This window comes from Methylobacterium crusticola (genome assembly GCF_003574465.1).
GTDB classification, from domain to species: domain Bacteria; phylum Pseudomonadota; class Alphaproteobacteria; order Rhizobiales; family Beijerinckiaceae; genus Methylobacterium; species Methylobacterium crusticola.
In genome coordinates, this window is sequence record NZ_QOWC01000062.1 from 23,024 (window position 1) to 40,572 (window position 17,549).

At 73.3% G+C, this 17,549-nt stretch carries 19 protein-coding genes; 5 read left to right on the top strand and 14 right to left on the bottom strand.

The window, feature by feature from the left end; translation table 11 throughout:
• Window positions 1–41 precede the first annotated feature (41 nt).
• From DT057_RS19300 to DT057_RS19325, 6 genes are all read right to left on the bottom strand, one after another.
• On the bottom strand, window positions 42–434 hold the full coding sequence (locus tag DT057_RS19300) for a PPC domain-containing DNA-binding protein (protein ID WP_238313270.1): 393 nt from the start codon (window positions 432–434) through the stop codon (window positions 42–44).
• Window positions 427–981 carry a PPC domain-containing DNA-binding protein gene (locus DT057_RS19305; RefSeq protein ID WP_128563729.1) on the bottom strand — a complete coding sequence of 185 codons (555 nt, stop codon included), beginning with the start codon at window positions 979–981 and terminating at the stop codon, window positions 427–429. The genes DT057_RS19300 and DT057_RS19305 overlap by 8 nt, the downstream gene beginning before the upstream one ends.
• Window positions 982–1,141: 160 nt before the next feature.
• A complete protein-coding gene (locus tag DT057_RS19310) occupies window positions 1,142–1,921 on the bottom strand; it encodes an SDR family NAD(P)-dependent oxidoreductase (RefSeq protein WP_128563730.1) in 780 nt (259 codons plus the stop codon).
• A 73-nt stretch (window positions 1,922–1,994) separates the two neighbouring features.
• The gene (locus tag DT057_RS19315) at window positions 1,995–3,632 is read right to left on the bottom strand and encodes an acyl-CoA synthetase (protein WP_128563731.1); all 1,638 of its coding nucleotides are present in this window, start codon (window positions 3,630–3,632) and stop codon (window positions 1,995–1,997) included.
• Window positions 3,629–4,798 carry an acetyl-CoA acetyltransferase gene (locus DT057_RS19320; protein WP_128563732.1) on the bottom strand — a complete coding sequence of 390 codons (1,170 nt, stop codon included), beginning with the start codon at window positions 4,796–4,798 and terminating at the stop codon, window positions 3,629–3,631. Before DT057_RS19320 ends, DT057_RS19315 begins: the two co-directional genes overlap by 4 nt.
• 112 nt (window positions 4,799–4,910) lie before the next feature.
• A complete protein-coding gene (locus DT057_RS19325; protein ID WP_128563733.1) occupies window positions 4,911–5,930 on the bottom strand; it encodes a TRAP transporter substrate-binding protein in 1,020 nt (339 codons plus the stop codon).
• A 201-nt stretch (window positions 5,931–6,131) separates the two neighbouring features.
• Here DT057_RS19325 and DT057_RS19330 point away from each other — a divergent pair, with 201 nt between their 5' ends.
• Window positions 6,132–6,989: an IclR family transcriptional regulator gene (locus tag DT057_RS19330; protein ID WP_128563734.1), complete on the top strand. Its 858-nt coding sequence runs from the start codon at window positions 6,132–6,134 to the stop codon at window positions 6,987–6,989.
• A 252-nt stretch (window positions 6,990–7,241) separates the two neighbouring features.
• On the opposite strand, the gene DT057_RS19335 is transcribed toward DT057_RS19330, so the two are convergent.
• The 3 genes from DT057_RS19335 to DT057_RS19340 all read right to left on the bottom strand — a co-directional run bounded on the left by DT057_RS19335 (window position 7,242) and on the right by DT057_RS19340 (window position 8,528).
• Window positions 7,242–7,532: a hypothetical protein gene (locus DT057_RS19335; RefSeq protein WP_128563735.1), complete on the bottom strand. Its 291-nt coding sequence runs from the start codon at window positions 7,530–7,532 to the stop codon at window positions 7,242–7,244.
• A gap of 133 nt (window positions 7,533–7,665) precedes the next feature.
• Window positions 7,666–7,821: a hypothetical protein gene (locus DT057_RS36185; RefSeq protein WP_203236325.1), complete on the bottom strand. Its 156-nt coding sequence runs from the start codon at window positions 7,819–7,821 to the stop codon at window positions 7,666–7,668.
• Window positions 7,822–8,009: 188 nt separating this feature from the next.
• The gene (locus DT057_RS19340) at window positions 8,010–8,528 is read right to left on the bottom strand and encodes a hypothetical protein (RefSeq protein ID WP_128563736.1); all 519 of its coding nucleotides are present in this window, start codon (window positions 8,526–8,528) and stop codon (window positions 8,010–8,012) included.
• A 458-nt stretch (window positions 8,529–8,986) separates the two neighbouring features.
• Between DT057_RS19340 and DT057_RS35540 the strand changes: the two genes are divergently transcribed.
• The 3 genes from DT057_RS35540 to DT057_RS19355 all read left to right on the top strand — a co-directional run bounded on the left by DT057_RS35540 (window position 8,987) and on the right by DT057_RS19355 (window position 13,409).
• On the top strand, window positions 8,987–9,367 hold the full coding sequence (locus tag DT057_RS35540) for a hypothetical protein (protein ID WP_162501450.1): 381 nt from the start codon (window positions 8,987–8,989) through the stop codon (window positions 9,365–9,367).
• A gap of 285 nt (window positions 9,368–9,652) precedes the next feature.
• The gene (locus DT057_RS19350) at window positions 9,653–11,923 is read left to right on the top strand and encodes a TOMM precursor leader peptide-binding protein (protein WP_128563737.1); all 2,271 of its coding nucleotides are present in this window, start codon (window positions 9,653–9,655) and stop codon (window positions 11,921–11,923) included.
• A 13-nt stretch (window positions 11,924–11,936) separates the two neighbouring features.
• Window positions 11,937–13,409 (top strand): SagB/ThcOx family dehydrogenase, encoded by a 1,473-nt coding sequence (locus DT057_RS19355; protein WP_128563738.1) that lies wholly within the window; start codon window positions 11,937–11,939, stop codon window positions 13,407–13,409.
• 26 nt (window positions 13,410–13,435) lie between these two features.
• Here DT057_RS19355 and DT057_RS19360 read toward each other — a convergent pair whose 3' ends face one another.
• The 3 genes from DT057_RS19360 to DT057_RS19370 all read right to left on the bottom strand — a co-directional run bounded on the left by DT057_RS19360 (window position 13,436) and on the right by DT057_RS19370 (window position 15,937).
• Window positions 13,436–14,335, bottom strand: coding sequence for a VOC family protein (locus tag DT057_RS19360; protein ID WP_128563739.1), 900 nt, complete (start codon window positions 14,333–14,335; stop codon window positions 13,436–13,438).
• A gap of 139 nt (window positions 14,336–14,474) precedes the next feature.
• The gene (locus tag DT057_RS19365) at window positions 14,475–15,335 is read right to left on the bottom strand and encodes an HD domain-containing protein (protein WP_128563740.1); all 861 of its coding nucleotides are present in this window, start codon (window positions 15,333–15,335) and stop codon (window positions 14,475–14,477) included.
• Window positions 15,336–15,634: 299 nt separating this feature from the next.
• Complete coding sequence (locus DT057_RS19370) at window positions 15,635–15,937, bottom strand: hypothetical protein (protein ID WP_128563741.1); 303 nt, start codon at window positions 15,935–15,937, stop codon at window positions 15,635–15,637.
• Window positions 15,938–16,060: 123 nt separating this feature from the next.
• On the opposite strand from DT057_RS19370, the gene DT057_RS37255 reads away from it, so the two are divergent.
• Window positions 16,061–16,189, top strand: coding sequence for a hypothetical protein (locus DT057_RS37255; protein ID WP_276469424.1), 129 nt, complete (start codon window positions 16,061–16,063; stop codon window positions 16,187–16,189).
• A gap of 269 nt (window positions 16,190–16,458) precedes the next feature.
• Here the strand turns inward: DT057_RS37255 and DT057_RS19380 are convergent, their stop codons facing one another.
• Together DT057_RS19380 and DT057_RS19385 are read right to left on the bottom strand one after the other, a co-directional pair.
• Window positions 16,459–16,869 (bottom strand): hypothetical protein, encoded by a 411-nt coding sequence (locus DT057_RS19380; protein WP_407068089.1) that lies wholly within the window; start codon window positions 16,867–16,869, stop codon window positions 16,459–16,461.
• A gap of 203 nt (window positions 16,870–17,072) precedes the next feature.
• A partial coding sequence (locus tag DT057_RS19385; RefSeq protein WP_276469425.1) for a TCP-1/cpn60 chaperonin family protein occupies window positions 17,073–17,549 on the bottom strand: 477 nt, incomplete at its 5' end.

The window sequence follows — 17,549 nt, forward strand, 5'->3', positions numbered from 1 at the left end:
ACGGCCGCGGGCCGGTCCCGCGGGCCCGGCTCCGGGTCGGATCACCGGGCGGGAAGCCACTCCTCCAGCGTCACCTCGAAGGTCATGCAGATCGGGTTGGAGCCGGCCACGAAGGGGCCGCCGTAGACGTTCCCGTCGGGATCCGCCACCACGCCGGTGAGCGAGGCCCGCAGGGCGCCGTCGCCGCTCGAGCGCACCTCGCCGGCGAGGCTGACGATCTCGACGGCGGGACCCTTGACCTCGATGTAGTGGCCCTCCTGCGTGCCGAGGCAGGCGTCGACGAGGCTGCCGAGCGCGCCCCGCACGAAGGCGTTCCTGAACCCCTCGGCCAGGCACAGCTTCTCGACCCCGAGGACCAGGTCCTCGTTCGGGCCGATGCGCGCGTAGGCGACGCGGCCCATCGATCCCGTCTCGACCCTGATCGTGTCACTCATCGACGCCTGCCTTGAAGGGCTGGAGGAGCGGGATGTTGGTTTCCGGATCGTAGGCCTGGCGCAGCTCGAACCCGTCGAGGGAGGTCACCAGAACCGGGATCGGCGCCGAACTGACGACGCAGGCATCCGTCAGGATGTGGCCGCCCTTCACGGAGCCGTCCTGCGTCCGGATGGCGGCGTGGCAATGCACCAGGGGCTCGCCCTTCAGGCTCTTCCCCAGCGTGGCGTTGCCGAAGATCATGTAGGTGCGGCCGGCCTCGATCGGCGGACCGTACGCGATGACGGCCTGCCCGGACGGGTCGGGCGGGGCCACGCAGTAGCGCAGCTCGGCGAAGTAGCCCCCGAGGATCGTCATCGAGGCGTTGCGGATGCCGAGGAGCGCCAGCGGCTCGACGAGGCCCCGGAACAGCGTGTCGCCGGGCAGGAGGGCGAGCCGGACGTGGCGGCCGGCCTCCGAGCGCAGGCTGTGGATGCGCACCGGGTTGAACCGCCCGGGATGGATCAGGGTGCGGGGCCTCGGGGGCCGGGCCGAGACGGGGGATCTCACGCCGGCCCTCCCCGGTCGGCGGGGCGCGCGTGCCGGCGCCCGCGAGCGTCCGCCCGGAGCCCGGCGCGGCCCGCGCCCGGTGCGACGAGGCCCCGGCCCTCCGGCGGCGGGCTGGGCGGGATCCGGCCCGGGGCGTGCGCGCGTGCCATGGACGTCTCCCTCAAGGTGTCGTCGCGGAGGCCGCCGCGCCGATGAGGCCCCCGATGGTGAAGCCGCCGTCGACGCAGAGCGTCTGCCCGGTGACGAAGCTGGACTTGCGCGAATCGAGCAGGAACACCGCCGCGGCGGCGATCTCGTCCGCGGTCCCGTAGCGCCGCTGGGGCACCGTCGACAACCAGGCGTCGCGGGTCTCCTGCGAGTGCATCTCCCGCGCCATGGGCGTCTCGATCGGGCCCGGCGCGATCGCGTTGACCCGGATGCCGAGCGGAGCGAGCTCGACCGCCATGATCCGCGTCATGGTGATCATCCCGCCCTTCGAGGCGCCGTAGGCGGTGCGCCCCTCGTTGCCCATGATGCCCGAGACCGACGCGATGTTGAGGATCGCGCCGCCGCCGTACGTCCGCATGTGCCGGGCGGCCTCGCGCGAGACCACGAAGCTGCCGATGAGGTTGACCTCCAGGACCTTGCGGAAGAGCTCCGTGCCGGTCTCGAGGGTCGGCACCACGGCCCCGATCCCGGCCGAGTTGACGACCCCGGTGAGGGGCCCGAACTCGGCCGCGCAGGTCGCGACCGACCGCGCGACGGCCGCCTCGTCGGCGACGTTCAGGGCCTCGAAGCGCAGCGCGGCGTGGTGGCCGAAGGTCTCCCGGGCCCGGTCCAGGCTCCGCTCGTCGAGATCCGCCACGACCGCCCGCCAGCCCTCGGCGAGCACCGCCGCGACGATGGCGAGGCCGATGCCCGAGGCACCTCCGGTGATCAGCACCGTCTGCTGGTGGGTCACGGTTTCCTCCGCATGTGTGATCCGGGTCAGGCCCTCCGGTCCGGCAGCGCCCGTGCCGCCGCGGCGGGCCGGGTCAGGCCGAGACCTGGGCCGGTCGCTCGAGGGGCAGGCAGCCGCGGGCCTCGAGCTCGGCCCGGACGGCCTTCTTGGTGATCTTGCCGTAGCCGGATTTCGGCAATTCGTCGAAGAAGAACACCCGCTTGGGGAGCTTGTAGCGGGAGACCTGGTCCTCGAGCCACGCCAGCACCTCGCGCTCGTTCAGGGCCTGCCCGGGCCGCAGGACGCAGACGGCGACGCCGACCTCGCCCCAGGTCCGGTCGGGCACGCCCAGGATCGCGACCTCGGCCACCGCCGGGTGCTTCAGCATCTTCTCCTCGGTCTCGCGCGGATAGACGTTCGAGCCGCCCGAGATGTACATGTCCGAGGCGCGGCCGGTGATGAACAGGTAGCCCTCCGCGTCGAGGTGGCCGAGGTCGCCGGTGCGGAACCAGCCGTCCCGGAACGACTTCGCGTTCGCCTCCGGGTTGTCGTAGTAGCCGGCGAACACCGCCGGGCCGCAGACGCAGATCTCGCCGGTCTCGCCGGGCCCGACCTCGCGCCCGTCCGCGTCCTGGATCTGGACCTGCATCCCGGTGCGCTCGTAGCCGCAGGTGCCGGCCCGGATGCCGGGCCCGTCCTCGAGTTCGTGCAGGTGGGCCGGCAGCACCGTGATGTTGCCGGTGACCTCGCCGAGCCCGAAGTACTGGACCAGGACCTTGCCGAGCTTGCGCAGCGCGTGCTTCTGGTCCTCGCGGTACATCGGCGCGCCGGCATAGATGACGTGGCGCAGCGAGGCGTGGTCGTGACGGTCGACGGCGGGGTGCTCGGTCAGCATCTTCACGATGGTGGGAACCGTGAACATGTTGGTGACGCGCCAGCGCGCGACGAGGGCCCAGGCCTCCTCGCCGTCGAAGCGGTCGCCCGTCAGCAGCACCGTCTTCACCGCGCGGGCGACCTGCGCGAGCTGGTGGATGCCGGCGCCGTGCGACAGGGGCGCCACCACCAGGGAGGCGTCGCGGTGGGTGGTGCCGGGCATCAAGTCGCAGAGGTGGTTGGTGATCACGAAGGCCATCTGGCCATGCGTCAGCACCGCGGCCTTGGGGCGCCCGGTGGTGCCCGAGGTGAAGAAGAACCAGCACGGGTCGTCGTAGGCGACCGGCGCCGTGGGCGCCGCCTGCCCCGCATGCGCGGCCACGAGCGCATCGTACTCCTCGCCGAAGCCGGCGGGGCCGATGGCGATCACGAGGCGGATCGCCGGCGCCGCCGCGCGGGCGGCGGCGACGTGGTCGGGGAAGTCGCTGTGGCAGATCATCACCGAGGCGCCGCTCGCCTGCCCGAGATAGGCGACCTCGCCGGGCGTCTGCCGGAAGTTCGTCGGCACCCAGACGGCGCCGAGGCGGAAGCAGACGAACATCGACTCGAAGAGCTGGTTGCAGTTCTTCGCCTGCACCAGCACGCGGTCGCCCGGCGTCACCCCGCGCGCCGCGAGGGCCGCCGCCATCGCGTCGACGCGCCGGTCGAGCTCGGCCCAGGTCCAGGTCCGCTCGCCCCAGACGAGGCCGATCTCGTCGCGGTGGCGGCGGGCCGCCTGGCGCAGCACGTGCGAGAGGTTCATCACCCGCCGGGAGGACGGCGCGACGCCGCCCTTCGGGGCGGGAGCGGCCGGCGTCATCGCCGCCGCTCCAGGATCGAGACGTAGTTGGTGACGGCGGCGCCCCCCATGTTGAAGACGCCGGCCAGGGCCGCGCCCTCGACCTGCATGGCGCCGGCCTCGTTCATGAGCTGCAGGCAGGCCATGACGTGCTGGGACACGCCGGTCGCGCCGACCGGGTGGCCCTTGGACTTGAGGCCGCCCGAGGGATTGACCGGCAGCCGGCCGCCCATCTCGGCGAGGCCCTCGCGCACGACGCGGTAGCCCTGGCCGGGGGCGGCGAGGCCCATCGCCTCGTACTCGATCAGCTCGGCCACCGTGAAGCAGTCGTGGGTCTCGACGAAGTCGAGGTCGTCAAGGGAGATCCCGGCCGCGGCGCGGGCCTTGTCCCAGGCGAAGCGCGCGCCCTCGAACGCCGTCGGGTCGCGCCGCGACAGCGGCAGGTGGTCGTTGACGTGCTGGCGGGTGCGGAACCCGATGGCGCGCTCCAGGGTCTCGGCCGTCTCGGCGTCCGCGACCACGAGGGCGGCCGCGCCGTCCGAGATCAGCGAGCAGTCGGTGCGCCGCAGGGGCGCGGCGACGTAGGGGTTCTTGTCCGAGACGAGGTTGCAGAACTCGAAGCCGAAATCCCGGCGCATCTGCGCGTAGGGATTGGCGACGCCGTTGCGGTGGTTCTTGGCGGCGATGCGGGCCAGTTCCTCGCTGCGGTCGCCGTACTTCTGGAAGTAGGCGGCGGCGATGCGCCCGAACACGCCGGCAAAGCCGCCGTCGATGTCGCCCTCCTCCTTGCGGTAGGAGGCGCTGAGCAGGATGTCGCTGGTCTCGACGACGGGCTTGGCCGTCATCTTCTCGGCGCCGATCACGAGGGCGATACGGCCCCGGCCGCTCTCCACGAAGTCGAGGGCGGTGTAGAGCGCGGCCGATCCGGTGGCGCAGGCGTTCTCGAGGTGGGTCGCCGGGACGTGGACGAGGCCGGGCTGGTGCAGGGCGACCTGGGCCGCCTCGAAGCCCTGCTTGGAGAAGCCGTTGTTCATCACCCCGACGTAGATCCCGTCGACCTGGTCGGTCCCGACGCCCGCGTGGGCGAGGGCCTCGCCCGAGACGCGCGCCATCAGGCTCTCGACGTCCGGATCCTCGAGCTTGCCGAAGGGGGTGTGGGCCCAGCCCACGATGCAGGCGCGTGTCATCTGAGATCTCCTGTCGAGGCGGTGAGGATGGGTGACGCGTCCCCGCCGCGGGCGCCGGCGGCGCCGGGATGAAGGCCCCGGCCGCGGCGCGTCCGCGGCCGGGCCATCGTCGTCACACCAGCTTGCCGGTGGTCTTCTCGAGGACGGCCCAGGCCTCCTCGCCGTAGCGCCCCTTCCACTCGGTGTAGAACCCCGCCTTGCGCAGCTTGTCGCGGAACAGGGTCGGATCGGGCTGGTTCACGATCAGGCCCTTGGCGGAGAGGTCGGTCTGGAGGCTGGCGTTGAGCCGGGCGACGTCCTCCCGCTCCTTCAGCCCGGCGGCGTCGATGTGCCGGGCGACGACCGCCCGGACATCCTGCGGCAGCCGCTCCCAGGCGCGCCGGTTCGCGAGGAACCAGAACCCGTCCCACATGTGGTTGGTCAGGGAGCAGTACTTCTGCACCTCGTTCAGCTTCGCGGTGCTGATGATCGCCAGGGGGTTCTCCTGGCCGTCGACGATCTTCGTCTGCAACGAGGAGTAGACTTCGTTGAAGTTGATCGAGGTCGGCGCGGCCTCGAAGGCCTTGTACATCGAGGTCCAGAGCGGCGAGGGCGGCACCCGGATCTTGAAGCCGCGCAGGTCGTCGGGCGTCGCGATCTGCCTCGACGACGAGGTCGTCTGGCGAAAGCCGTTGTCCCAAATCCTGTCCATGGCGACGAGGTTGGCCTTGGCGATCTGCTGGCGGACATGCGCCCCGAGGGCGCCGTCCATCGCCTTCCAGACCGCGTCGTAATCCGGAAACACGAAGCCCATGCCGCTGATCGAGGCGGCCGGCACCAGGGTCGACAGGATCAGGGGCGAGAGCGTGAAGAACTCGACGCCGCCGGCCCGCACCTGGCTCAGCGTGTCGGTGTCGGACCCGAGCTGGCTCGTCGGGAAGATCTGGAGCTCGAACCTGCCGTTGGTCTCCGCCTTGATGGCGGCCGCCATCTCGCGCGCCCGCAGGTTCATCGGATGCGTGTCGGGCAGGTTGTTGGCGTACTTGTAGCTGAACTCGGCAGCCTGGGCGCGGGCGACCCGCGGCGCGCCGATCAGCCCTCCGGCGAGGGCCGACGAACCGGCGGCGAGCAGATTGCGGCGAGACAACATCATGGGCAGCCCTCCCGGCACGAGCCCCGCGGGACCCTTGCGTTCCCGATCCGGTTGGTCCATTATATGGACCTCACTGGTTCGACGATCGATTGATACGCGATCGTCCCGGACTGTCAACAGCCGTTTGCGGCCGAGCTTTGAGCCGGATCGGCGGGTGCAAGGCGCCGGCTCGATCCGGCGCGCACAAACCTGGTCCATGATATGGAACATTCTCGCTCCGCCTCGGCCCGGAAGGCCGTCCAGGCGACTGCCGACGTCAGTGCCGGTGGGGCGCAGAGCCTCGACCGGGCGGCGACGCTCCTGATCCTCGTCGGGCGCGCCGGCCCCTCGGGGGCGCGCCTGGCGGACCTCGTGGCCGAGACCGACCTGACGAAGCCGACCGTGCACCGGATGCTCAACGCCCTCGTCCGCGCGGGTCTCCTCGACCAGGATGCCGAGACGCGGCGCTACCACCTCGGCCCCGAGATCTACGTGCTGGGCACGCTCGCGAGCGTGCGCTTCGGGCTCCACCCGGTGTCGCTGCGCGCCCTCGTGCGCCTGAGCGAGGCGACCGGCGACACGGCCTTCCTGTCGGTGGCGCGCGACGTCTACGCGATCTGCCTGCATCGCGAGGAGGGCGCCTACCCGATCCGGGTCCACGCCCTGCAGGCCGGCGACCGCCACCCCCTGGGCGTCGGCGCCGGCAGCCTGGCGCTCCTCGCGGCCCTCCCGGACGCCGAGGTCGAGGAGGTCCTCACCGCCAATGCCGACATCCTCGACGAGCGCTACCCGAGCTACGCCGGCGCGGTCCTGGGCGCCCTCGTGCGCGAGACGCGCGCGCAGGGCTACGCCCTGAACCCCGGGATGCTGCTCCCGGGCTCGTGGGGCATCGGCGTCGCCATCCGCGGCCAGGACGGGCGGCCGATCGGCGCGCTCTCCATCGCGGCGATCGACAGCCGGATGGGCGAGGAGCGTCAGCGGGAACTGATGCACCTGCTGCGGCGCGAGGCCGCCTGGATCGAGGCGCGCATGCTGCAACGCGATCACGGCCCTGCCCGGGCGAACGGCAAGCGGACCTGAGGCGCGCACCACCGGACTCCTTCGGGAGACGCCGTCCGGCGCACGATCGTTCCGGACCGTTCGAGAGGTTCCCCGGGCGGCTCGGGTCATGCAACCGATCGAGGACCTGTGCGCCTCCCGGTGCGCGCCGAGGCCCGGGGCCGGTCGTGCCGCCCGCGTGCGGCAGGCCTCGGCGTGGGTCGCCGCGAGCGATCGCCCTCGATCGCCGGGAGCGCCTCGACGGAAAAGCCCCGCCCGGACCCGCCGGCGGGCCTAATCGTCGTCGATGTCGGCGGGCGATCCCGGCGCCATGGGGCCGCTGTCCTCGATGTCGTCGTCGAAGATGCCCGGGGGCCCGTCGAAGCCCACGACCCCGTCCGGGTTGTCGGGGCTGACGTTCGGGTCGACGGGCGGCGGCCGGTCGCGCCCGAGCCTGCGCTCGAGGCGGCGCTCGCGCTGGAGGTCGCGCTGGATCGGCACCTCGTTCGATCCCTGGGCATAGGCGTCGGCGGCGAAGGCGGCTCCGACCGTTCCCAGCAGGGCCGCCGCGATCATGGCTCTCATGGGGTGTCTCCGCGCGAGGCTCGGCCTCGCCTGCCACCCGTCAGCTAGAGCAGGCGCCGACGGAATCGAGTTGTTAGCCCTTCCGGCCGGCGCGCGGCCCCTCCTGCCCGGCGGGATGCACCGGCCGCGCGCCTCACCGGCTCGCCGCCGGCGCGTCCCGGCGGATCGGCCGGCCCCGTCTCTGGATGCGGGGAGCCGGGGTCTGGCCGGCCACGGGCCGATAGCCGTGGAAGAGCGGCAATGCACCCGCCATCAACAGCAACGCCGTCACGAGCAGCAACATCTCCATCGCATCCTCCCTGTTCGATCACAGTCCTTCGCGGATCTGACGGCGACGAGAGGGTGGACGGGCCGAAGTCGCAAGCGAGGCAGCGACACGTCCTGGTCGCGAGGCTGCTTTTACGCCAGCCGTGTTGCAACGCGGACACGGTTGGGTGGCGGAGTCCCGGGCGCCCGGAGCCGCCGCGCCCGCACCGCTCAGCCGTCGCGGCGCGCCTGGGCGTCCTTGACGGATTGCGAGACGCGGCCGACCTGGCCCGGCTCGATCCCGGCGACGCGCCTGGCGCTGTCGGCGGGGTGCATGCCGTGCCGCGGGGTGCGCCCCGGCGCGGGATGGTGCCGGCGGCCCGCGCCCTTGCGCCTGAGGGCGTCGCCGAGATTCGCGCGCGCCGCCTCGCGCCGCTTCGCCGCGCGGGCGCGGTCGAGCCGCGCGTTCACGCGCCTGAGGGCGCGGGCGAAGACCTGCTTCTTGGCCGCCAGGCCCCGTTCGCTGGACCCGGGCGCCTCGATCCCGCCGGTCGCGGCCTTGCCGCGGCGCGCCCGCCTGCGGGCCGCGACGATGTCGCGGATGCGGTCGCGCTGCTCGCGCAGCCACCGCGCCAGGGACAGCGTCGCCTCGCCGTCGAGGCCGCCGAGATCCGGGTAGTGGCTGAGCCTGACCTGCTGCAACTCGTCCTCCGAGAGCAGCCGACGCTCCGACGCGATCCCGACACCCATGGTCCGCCTCCTCCCCGGTCGCCGATCCGGCCCCGCGGCGGCGGGGGCCACCGGCCCTCGCGACGAAAACGGGGTCCTCTGCGTCGCGGCGCGCCCGGCCTCGCGCCGTCCCGGCGCAGCGCTTCGAGCCGGCCAGGAATAGTCCTCGCAGCGGCCTCCAGCAAGCGCCGAGCCCACGCGCGAGGGCCGCCGGCACCCGGGGGGCGAAGGCCGAGCCGGCGCGCGAGGCAGCGCCTCGGCACCCCGCTTGACCGCTCCGCCTGCAAGACACGGCCCGGACACAATGCTCCAAGACCAACTCCATCAATTTCTTAGCATTTCGGCGAGCGTTCGACCCGCATCATGCCTCCTATATTGACGCTGTTTCGGAGACCGTTATGCTACAACCCCCGGCGTGACTGCGCCGGGTTGGAACGCGTAGGACTGATCGGACCCAGGCTCCACCAGCGGAGGGAACCGTGTCGCGCAATTCGAAGGGTAAGCGTCCGAGCGACGTGGTGCCGGCAGCGGGCATCGTCGGCTTGACATTGTCGATGGCCGGCGGTGCGTCCGCCGCCGTCGGGACGCCTGCGACGGATGCCGCAGCGCAAGCGCAAGACAACCCGCCCCGGCCCGAGATCGCGCTCGGGCTCCACGAGGAGGAAGTCAGCGACGTCAGCCTCGCGACGTTCTTCGTCTTCGACAAGGAAGCGACCGACACGCTGCAGGGCAACGTGCAGCCCGCCTACTACGTCTGGAGAGGCTGCCGGGGATGCCGCGGCTGCCGGGGATGTCGCGGCTGCCGGGGTTGCCGCTGCGGCGGGTGCGGGTGCGGCGGCTGCGGCGGCTGCCGTTGCTAGAGCGTCGCCCGGTTCCGCGGGATCGGCCGATCCCGTCGGACCGGCTCACCTCTGCACGCGTCCGCCGCGCGGCGCGCCCCGTCTCCGGATCCCCTCCGGTGCCGCGGGGCGCGGGGCCCGGCGCGGGCGGCGTCGCGACCGCCCCGTGAGGCGCCCCGTCGGGACCATCCGTCCGTCGCGCGGTCCGAGGCCGGCGCGCCTGCGCGCGCCGTCCCTCCCGGTGCGGGACGGCGCGGCACGCGAACCCACCGGAATGTCCGCGATGGCACGGCGGGCGATCTCGGGATGACGGCCGATCGGGGCGGCGCTGCGGTTCGGCGTGACGGTCGCGAGATCCCGTCCTTCGCACCGAACTTCTCCGTCTACGTGCTGCCGCCGAACGTCGTCTGCCTCTACTCGGACCATCGCAAGTTCTTCCTGGAAGGCGAGCTCTACGTCGCGCTCGCGCCGCTGCTCGCGGCCGGGCGGAGCTTCAAGGCGATCTTCGACGCGCTCGAGCCCGACTTCCCGGTCGCGGCCGTCACCGAGGCGCTCAGGCGCCTGGTCGAGCGCCGCTTCGTCCGGCTCGCCGGCGCGGCCGGCGTCCCCGCACGCGCGGATCCCGCGGCCGCCTACTGGGCGAGCCTCGGCCTGCCGCCGGGCGCCGCGGAGTGGAACCTCCGGAACTGCCGGGTGCGGATCCGCGCGCTCGACGTGGAGGGCGCCGACGACCTCGCGGCGGCCCTGGGCGCCCTCGGCGTGCGCGTGGTCAGGCGCGCGGCCGACCTCACGCTCGTGCTGGTGAGCGACTACCTCGAGGCGCGGCTCGCGCAGGAGAACGGCCGGCACCTGGCCGCGGGCGCGCCGTGGCTGATCGTCCAGCCCTCCGGGATCGCGCCGCTCGTCGGTCCGGTCTTCACGCCCGGTCGGGGCGCGTGCTGGACCTGCCTTGCCGACCGCATGCGGTGGAACCGCGAGATCAAGGCGTTCCTGGAGCGCCGCCACGCCCGCCCCGTGGTGCTGTCGCCCCTGGCCCGTGGCACGCTCGGGCACGGCGCCGCGGCCTTCGCGGCCCTCGAGATCGCCAAGGCGATCGCCACCGAGTTCCGCACGGACCTGCGCGATCACATCGTCAGCCTCGACCTGACGGGGTCGACGATCGCGCGCCACTTCGTGGCGGCGCGGCCTCAATGTCCGGCCTGCGGCCGCCCGGAACGGCGGGACCCCCACCGCGCGCCGGTCCCGCTCGCGCTCAAGGCCGGCGGCACGCTCGTGCTGACGAGCGGCGGCTACCGCGCCCTCTCCCCCGGGGCCACCCTCGCGCGCTACCGCAAGCACGTGAGCCCGCTCACGGGCGTCGTCTCCCGCCTGGAGCCCATGGAAGCCGACCTGTCGCTGAACACGAGCTACGTCGCGCGCCACAACTTCTCGCCGCGTCCCGAGACCGTCCAGGCCCTCAAGGCCGGGCTCGGCGGCGACAGCTACGGCAAGGGAAGCACGTCCGAGCAGGCGCAGGCCAGCGCCCTCATGGAGGCGATCGAGCGCTATTCCGGGATCTTCCAGGGCGACGAGATCCGGGCGACCCGGCGCTTCGCCGACTTCGCGCCCGGCGAGGCGGTCGCCCCGAACGACGTCATGCTGTTCAGCGAGGCGCAGTACCGCCAGGGCCCGGCGGGCCCTCACGACCACGGATCCGACGCCCCGGCCCCCTTCGACCCCTCTGCCGACATGGAATGGTCGCCGGTCTGGTCCCTGCGGGACGAGAGGTTCAAGTACCTGCCGACGAGCTTCCTGTACTATTTCTGCCGGGGCCAGGGCCACGAGCAGACGAGCGCGGACTCCAACGGCTGCGCGGCCGGCAACACGCTCGAGGAAGCCATCGTGCAGGGGTTCCTCGAACTCGTCGAGCGGGATGCCTACGCGATCTGGTGGTACAACCGGGTGCGGCGGCCGCCCCTCGACCTCGACGCCCTCGACGATTCCTACATCCGCGACCTGCGCGCCCAGCTCGCCGAGGCCGGGCGCCGGCTGTGGGTGCTCGACGTCACCACCGACCTCGGCATCCCGACCTTCGTGGCGATCTCGCAGTGGACGGAGAACGGGGAGGAGTACGTCGAGTTCGGCTCGGGCGCCCATTTCGACACGCGGATCGCCGCCCTGCGCGCCATCACCGAGCTCAACCAGTTCTTCTCGATCGGGCTCATGGCGCGCCGCAACGGCGTCGATCCGGGCCACGACGGCGCGGCGGGCTGGCGCCTCGCGAGCAACCCCTACTTCGTGCCCGAGGGCGCGCCGCGGCTCACGGCGGATTTCCGCCCGGGCTTCGCGCGCCTCGACCGCCGCGACCAGGTCCGCGCCTGCGTGGACCTGACGGCGCGCCTCGGCCTCGACTTCCTCGTCCTCGACCAGACCCGGCCGGACATCGACGTGCCGGTGGTCAAGGTGATCGTCCCCGGGATGCGGCACTTCTACCGGCGCTTCGGCCCCGGCCGGCTCTACGACGTCCCGCTGGCGCTCGGCTGGCTCGACCGGCCGGTGCCCGAGGCCGACCTCAACCCGCTGTTCCCCCCGACCTGAGAGGGAAGCCGGCATGCAAGCCTCCCCGACCGCGGACGCGCCGGGAGAGCCGCCCGCCACCGTGTCGGTCCGGCTCAGCCCGCACGCGGCCCTCGACACGGGCGCGGGCGGCGAGATCCTGGTCCGCCTCGCCCACCAGACGGTCAGCCTCGGGCCGTTCGAGGCCGGCGTCGCGCCCGCCGCCCGGGCGCTCGCGACCGGCCTGCCGGTCGACACCCTGGGCGCGGGGGCCGACGGCCGCGACCGCGAGGTGCTGCGCCTCGTCCGGAGCCTCGCCCGGCGCGGCCTCGTCGAGTACGGCCTTCCCGGCGCCGGCGGCGGCGACGCGGTCGTGGTCGAGCCGCAGGTCCCGGATTACTGGCCGCGGCTGCCGGATCTCGCCGACGGCGATACCCTGGTCCTGTCGCGGTTCGCCTACATGCGGCGGCGCGCGAGCGAGACGGTTCTCGAATCGCCGCGCTCCGGCGCCCTGTTCCGGCTCGCCGACCCGGCGGCGGCGGCCCTGCTCGCGACCCTCTGCGTGCCCCGGCCGGTCGCCGCGCTCCGGCGCCGGGACGGCTTCCCGGACCTGGCGTTCCTGGCGCTCCTCCTCGACGGCGGCATCCTGCTGCGGCTCGGGCGGGCGGGCGACGAGGGCCTGCGGGCGACGGAGGGCGACGAGGGCCTGGTCCTGTGGGACTTCCACGACCTCCTCTTCCACGCCCGCAGCACGGAGGGCCGCCACGCCAACCCCCTGGGGGGCCGCTACCCCTACGTCGGCGTGATCGACCCCCTGCCGGCGATCCGCCCCGGCTGGCCCGGACCGGCGATCGACCTGGACGTGCCGGCGTCATCCCCCGGCGCGATCCTGCCCCCCGTGACGGCGCTCCTGCGCGAGCGCCGCTCGACCCGCGACTACGACGACGGGGCGCCGCTCACCCGGGCCGAGCTCGCGCGCTTCCTCGACGGCGCCGCCCGGATCCAGGCGACCTGGTCCAGCCCGCTCGGCGACGGGGAGGACGGCCCGACCGCGACCTACACGGCGCGACCCTATCCGTCGGCCGGGGGAAGCTACGAGCTCGAGCTCTACCTCGCGGTCCGCCGCTGCGACGGGCTCGCGCCCGGCTACTACCACTACGACGCGGAGCGCCACGCCCTGACGCGCCTCGACGCGCGCCCGCAGGACGTCGGCGCGCTGCTCGGGGCCGCCGCCTACGCGATGGGCGTGCCCGGCGCGCCCCAGGTCCTGATCACCATCGCGGCGCGCTTCGGCCGGGTGTCGTGGAAGTACAGCGCCGTCGCCTACGAGCTGATTCTGAAGAACGTCGGCGCCCTCACGCAGACGCTGTACCTCGTCGCGACGGAGATGGGGCTCGGCGGCTGCGCCATCGGCAGCGCCAACATCGAGCTGTTCGCCCGGATGACGGGCCTGCCGCACCACGTCGAGGGCGCCGTCGGCCAGTTCGCGCTCGGGCGCGGGCTCGACCTCGAGGAGGACGCACCCTGAGGCGGGCGGCCGCGCCCCCGCGGGGCTCAGCCGTCCGGCTCCGGCGGGCCCTCCGGCGGCGCCTCGGGCGCGGCCGGGGTCCGCGGCCCGATCCGGGTGACCAGGACCCGGCCCCCGGACGGGCGTCCCGGCCAGTCCGCCGCCCATCTCGCCCCGACTGTCCGGGCGCTCCCGCGCCCGAGGAGGGCGAACAGGGCGCCCTGCGGGTCGACGCCGTGCAGGATCCAGGCGCCGCCGGGACCTTCCAGCGGACCTTCGAGGATCCAGCCGCCGCCGGCCGTCACGCGCTCGGCCGCCCGGGCGATGTCCGGGACGACGAAGTAGTGGAGCCAGAACGGGGCCGGCACGCTCGCGGGCTTCGTGACGACGCCGCCGATGACCCGCCCGCCCGACGCGAGGACCCGGTCGTTGCCGGCCGCCTCGCCCGCGGCCTCGTCCCAGCCGAAGAGGGCGCGGTAGAACGCCAGGGCGGCGCGCCCGTCCGCCGCGAGGAGCTCGGACCAGCCGACATGGCCCAGGCGGTCGGCTAGGCCCCCCTCCTCCGGGCGGGGCATCAGCCAGCGGAACAGCCCGAGCCGGGCCGCCTGCGGATCGGCGATCACCGCGAAGCGGCTCACGCCCGGCACCTGCATCGGGCCGATGTGCAGCGAGCCCCCGAGCCCGACCGCCCTGCGGGCCGCCGCGTCGACGTCGACGTCGCCCACGTACCCGATCCAGCTCGGCCCCGCCTCCGTGGCCCCCCCGGGGGCGAGTTCCATGATCCCGCAGACCGAGGTCTCGCCCACGGTCAGGAGCCGGTAGGGCATGCCCGGCCCGGAGGCATCCCGCACGCCCCAGCCCACGACATCGCCGTAGAAGGCCGCCGCCGCCGCCGCGTCGCGCGTGATCAGCTCGAACCAGACGAACCGGCCGTGAGTAGGGACCATCGCGCGCCTCGCCCCGGGGAACGGCGCGGACCCGGCGACGTCGCCGCGATCCGCCGGCCGGCATGGTCGCACGGGTGGACGGGCCGAGCCATCGCGGACCGGCGCCGCCGCGGCCGCGGCCGGCGCGTCGCCCGGCCGGTCAGGGCTGGCAGCGGACGGCCGGGCGCCTGGGCCCGACCCCGTTCGTGCGCTCGGCCCGGAAAACGTTCGCCTCGAGCCCGGCGATCCACTGGCGGCCGCTCACCGTCACCTCGAGGTACTTCAGCGCCCCGTCGAGGTGCGACGACACGCTGTTCCAGAAGAACTCCGGATAATGCTCCACGAGATCGGTGGCCGAGGTGTAGCCGAGGGTCGCGTTCGTTCCCACCTCCTCGAACTCGTGGAAGAGCGCGTTGGCTTTGCGCAGGTAGAGCGGGTCGCCCATCTGTCCGATCAGGTCGGCGGCGCGCACGAGGCGCGCCTCGTCCGAGAGGGGACCGCCCTCGTCCCGGGCGGGGAAGCGGGTGTGCTCGATCGCCTGGATGATCCGGCCGGCATCGAGAAGGTCGGACTGGCCGAGGCGGGCCGCCACGAACAGCTTGGAGCGCTCGACGTGATGCGGGGTGAGCGCGGCGTCCGAGGCGCCCCGGGGCAGGACCAGCCGCCCCCCGTCGCCGTCGATCACGTAGCCGTCGACGGCGGAATCGCCCTTCAGGATGCCCCGCACGTAGCCGATGTCGTGCATCAGGCAGGCGACCAGGAGGTGCGCCCAGTCGCTCGGCCCCACCGGCTCGAGCAGCGTTCGCCCGCGCAGGATCTCGAGGCCGACCTGGGTCACCAGCAGGGTGTGCTCCAGGTCGTGGTAGAGCGCGTCCGAGTTCGCCAGGCACTCGAGCGCGAGGCAGGCCACCGAGCTGACGGTCTCGGCGAGCGGCGCCTGCGTCGCCCCGAACGTGCCCTGCAACTCCGCGGCGAGATGGTCGCCGAGCGCCCTGGCGGCGAGATGTGCCGTTGTGATCATGCCCGTCACCCGCTGGCTGCGCGAAGAGGAGATAGGGTCGCCCGTGCGGCGCCGGGAGCACGGCGTCGTGACGCGGCGCGCGGGCCTCCCGCCCCTATCCATGCCGGGCAGCCGCGACCGGTTCCGCCGGCGCGCCGACGCCGCGACCGGGTCTCCGGTGCGCCGATCCGGTCGGGCACGGGTCCAGGCGGCGCGCCTTCATGCGGCACGGCGCGTCGCGGGCCGAAGGCGCACGCGCCGTCGCGGCGCGCCCGTTCGCCGAGCCGGCGGCCGGGCCCCGGGAACGTCCCCGGCGCGGTCTACGCGCGGAGAGCAGGCGCCTCGTCGGCGATGGCCCGCCGGATCCTGAAGGCGATCTGGGACCACATCAGCCCTTCCGTCCGGTCACCTCTCGCCCGCGCGGAGCGGGCCCGCGCGCGCGCCTCGTCGAGTGCAGCCTCGCCGAACGTCGCGATCAGCGTGGCGGCAGTCGCCCGGGTCGCCTGTACGGCCAAGGTTTTCACGGGTTGATTGTCGGTCGCGACGCGAAACATCGTGATACTCCCGAGCCGCTGCGCCTGTTCTCTTTCCAGGATGACTGAACCCGCGAAGCGAGTCATCATGATTGCGCATCGGGTGCCGAAAATTCCTGTGCTTCGGGAGGATCTCCCATGTCGGGCCAGTCAATTCACTGCAAAATGGACGGAAGGACGTATTCCGGAACCTACAAGGTCGACCGGAATATCATGACGGTGACCACCTCGTACGGGAAGAAGTCCGTCACGATCGAGAAATCACAGCACGCCGCCCTCGCCCACAAGCTCCTCGAAGAACTGGTCAGGCAGGAGAAGGCCAGGAAAGGCTCGACGCTCTGATGCAGGCGCACCGGGCCCACCAGTGAAACCAGGACGAGGCCCGATTCCGGCGACCCGATCCGGTCGCGATCCTCCGGAATCCTCTCACGCCGAGCGGGGCAGGCTGCGGCCGGTCCTGGCGGGATCGGTCGCAGCGCGGGTGCCGGAGGTCGTCACGGTCTGGCAGGTCTCGGCCCCGCGGGTCCGCATTGCGGGCAGGTCCGGTGCGGGCGGGGCCTGGATCCGCGAGCCCTCGCCCCGGGGCTGGCGCCGGCGCTCGCGACAGCCCCTCAGCCGGGGCTGCCGCGCGGGGGCCGCTTGCGGGCGGCGGGCTTGCGCGCTGCCGTTCCGTCCGCCGGGCCCTCGCGGCGCGCCGGATCGGACAGATGGGCGAAATCCGCGAGCACCGCCGAGACCAGGCTCTGGAGACGGGGATCCTCGCACGCCAGCGAGGCGGTGAAGCGCTCGAGGAGGTAGCGGGCCTTCGCGGCGGCCTCCGGCCAGGTCGCGGCCGCGGCCGCGAACAGATGGGTCTCGAGTTCCTGCTGCCGCGCCGCGAGCGAGGCGTGCTGCGCCTCGACCTCGGCGTCCTTCCGGCGAAGGTCCGTCGCCTTCTGAGCGGCCATCCCGCGCCGCTCGTCCAGTTCGATCGAGCGGTCCGTCATTGGATTCCTGCTGCTGCGTTCGATGTCGAACGTCACTCTAGCGTGGTTCCGCCGCCTCCCGCAGGACAATCGCGGGCTGTCGCGACGGGTCGCGTCCACCCTGGCGCCGCGCGGTCGGCCCATCGCGGACGGGGAACCGCCGGGCGTCCGTCCGGCGCGCGGCCCCGAGCCGGCGCGGGCCCGCCGCGGTGCGGAAGACGGCGCTCCGGCCGTCCCCGCACCGTGCCGTCGAGGCCGGATCAGAAGTCCATGCCGCCCATGCCGCCCATGCCGCCGCCGCCGCCCGGCATGGCCGCGGATTCCTTCTTCGGGTTCTCCGCCACCATCGCCTCGGTGGTGACGAGCAGGCCGGCGACGGAGGCCGCCCCCTGGAGCGCCGCCCGCACGACCTTGGCCGGGTCGACGATGCCGGCCTGGATCAGGTCGACGTACTCCTCGGTCTGGGCGTCGAAGCCGTAGGTCGCCGAGGAATTGGCCAGGATGTTCCCCACCACGATCGAGCCCTCGACGCCCGAGTTCTGCGCGATCTGGCGGATCGGGGCCTCGAGGGACTTCAGGACGATCTTGATGCCGGCCTGCACGTCCGGGTTGTCGCTCGTGATGCCCTCGGCCGCCGCCTTGGCGCGCAGCAGCGCGACGCCGCCGCCGGGAACGATGCCCTCCTCCACCGCCGCGCGGGTGGCGTGGAGCGCGTCCTCCACGCGGTCCTTCTTCTC

Excerpts from the sequence above, each read along its gene's own strand:
- DT057_RS19300 (WP_238313270.1), bottom strand. The coding sequence starts at position 434 with ATGAGTGACACGATCAGGGTCGAGACGGGATCGATGGGCCGCGTCGCC.
- DT057_RS19315 (WP_128563731.1), bottom strand. The coding sequence starts at position 3,632 with ATGACGCCGGCCGCTCCCGCCCCGAAGGGCGGCGTCGCGCCGTCCTCC.
- DT057_RS19320 (WP_128563732.1), bottom strand. The coding sequence starts at position 4,798 with ATGACACGCGCCTGCATCGTGGGCTGGGCCCACACCCCCTTCGGCAAG.
- DT057_RS19325 (WP_128563733.1), bottom strand. The coding sequence starts at position 5,930 with ATGATGTTGTCTCGCCGCAATCTGCTCGCCGCCGGTTCGTCGGCCCTC.
- DT057_RS19330 (WP_128563734.1), top strand. The coding sequence starts at position 6,132 with ATGGAACATTCTCGCTCCGCCTCGGCCCGGAAGGCCGTCCAGGCGACT.
- DT057_RS19335 (WP_128563735.1), bottom strand. The coding sequence starts at position 7,532 with ATGAGAGCCATGATCGCGGCGGCCCTGCTGGGAACGGTCGGAGCCGCC.
- DT057_RS36185 (WP_203236325.1), bottom strand. The coding sequence starts at position 7,821 with ATGGAGATGTTGCTGCTCGTGACGGCGTTGCTGTTGATGGCGGGTGCA.
- DT057_RS19340 (WP_128563736.1), bottom strand. The coding sequence starts at position 8,528 with ATGGGTGTCGGGATCGCGTCGGAGCGTCGGCTGCTCTCGGAGGACGAG.
- DT057_RS19350 (WP_128563737.1), top strand. The coding sequence starts at position 9,653 with ATGACGGCCGATCGGGGCGGCGCTGCGGTTCGGCGTGACGGTCGCGAG.
- DT057_RS19355 (WP_128563738.1), top strand. The coding sequence starts at position 11,937 with ATGCAAGCCTCCCCGACCGCGGACGCGCCGGGAGAGCCGCCCGCCACC.
- DT057_RS19360 (WP_128563739.1), bottom strand. The coding sequence starts at position 14,335 with ATGGTCCCTACTCACGGCCGGTTCGTCTGGTTCGAGCTGATCACGCGC.
- DT057_RS19365 (WP_128563740.1), bottom strand. The coding sequence starts at position 15,335 with ATGATCACAACGGCACATCTCGCCGCCAGGGCGCTCGGCGACCATCTC.
- DT057_RS19370 (WP_128563741.1), bottom strand. The coding sequence starts at position 15,937 with ATGATGACTCGCTTCGCGGGTTCAGTCATCCTGGAAAGAGAACAGGCG.
- DT057_RS37255 (WP_276469424.1), top strand. The coding sequence starts at position 16,061 with ATGACGGTGACCACCTCGTACGGGAAGAAGTCCGTCACGATCGAGAAA.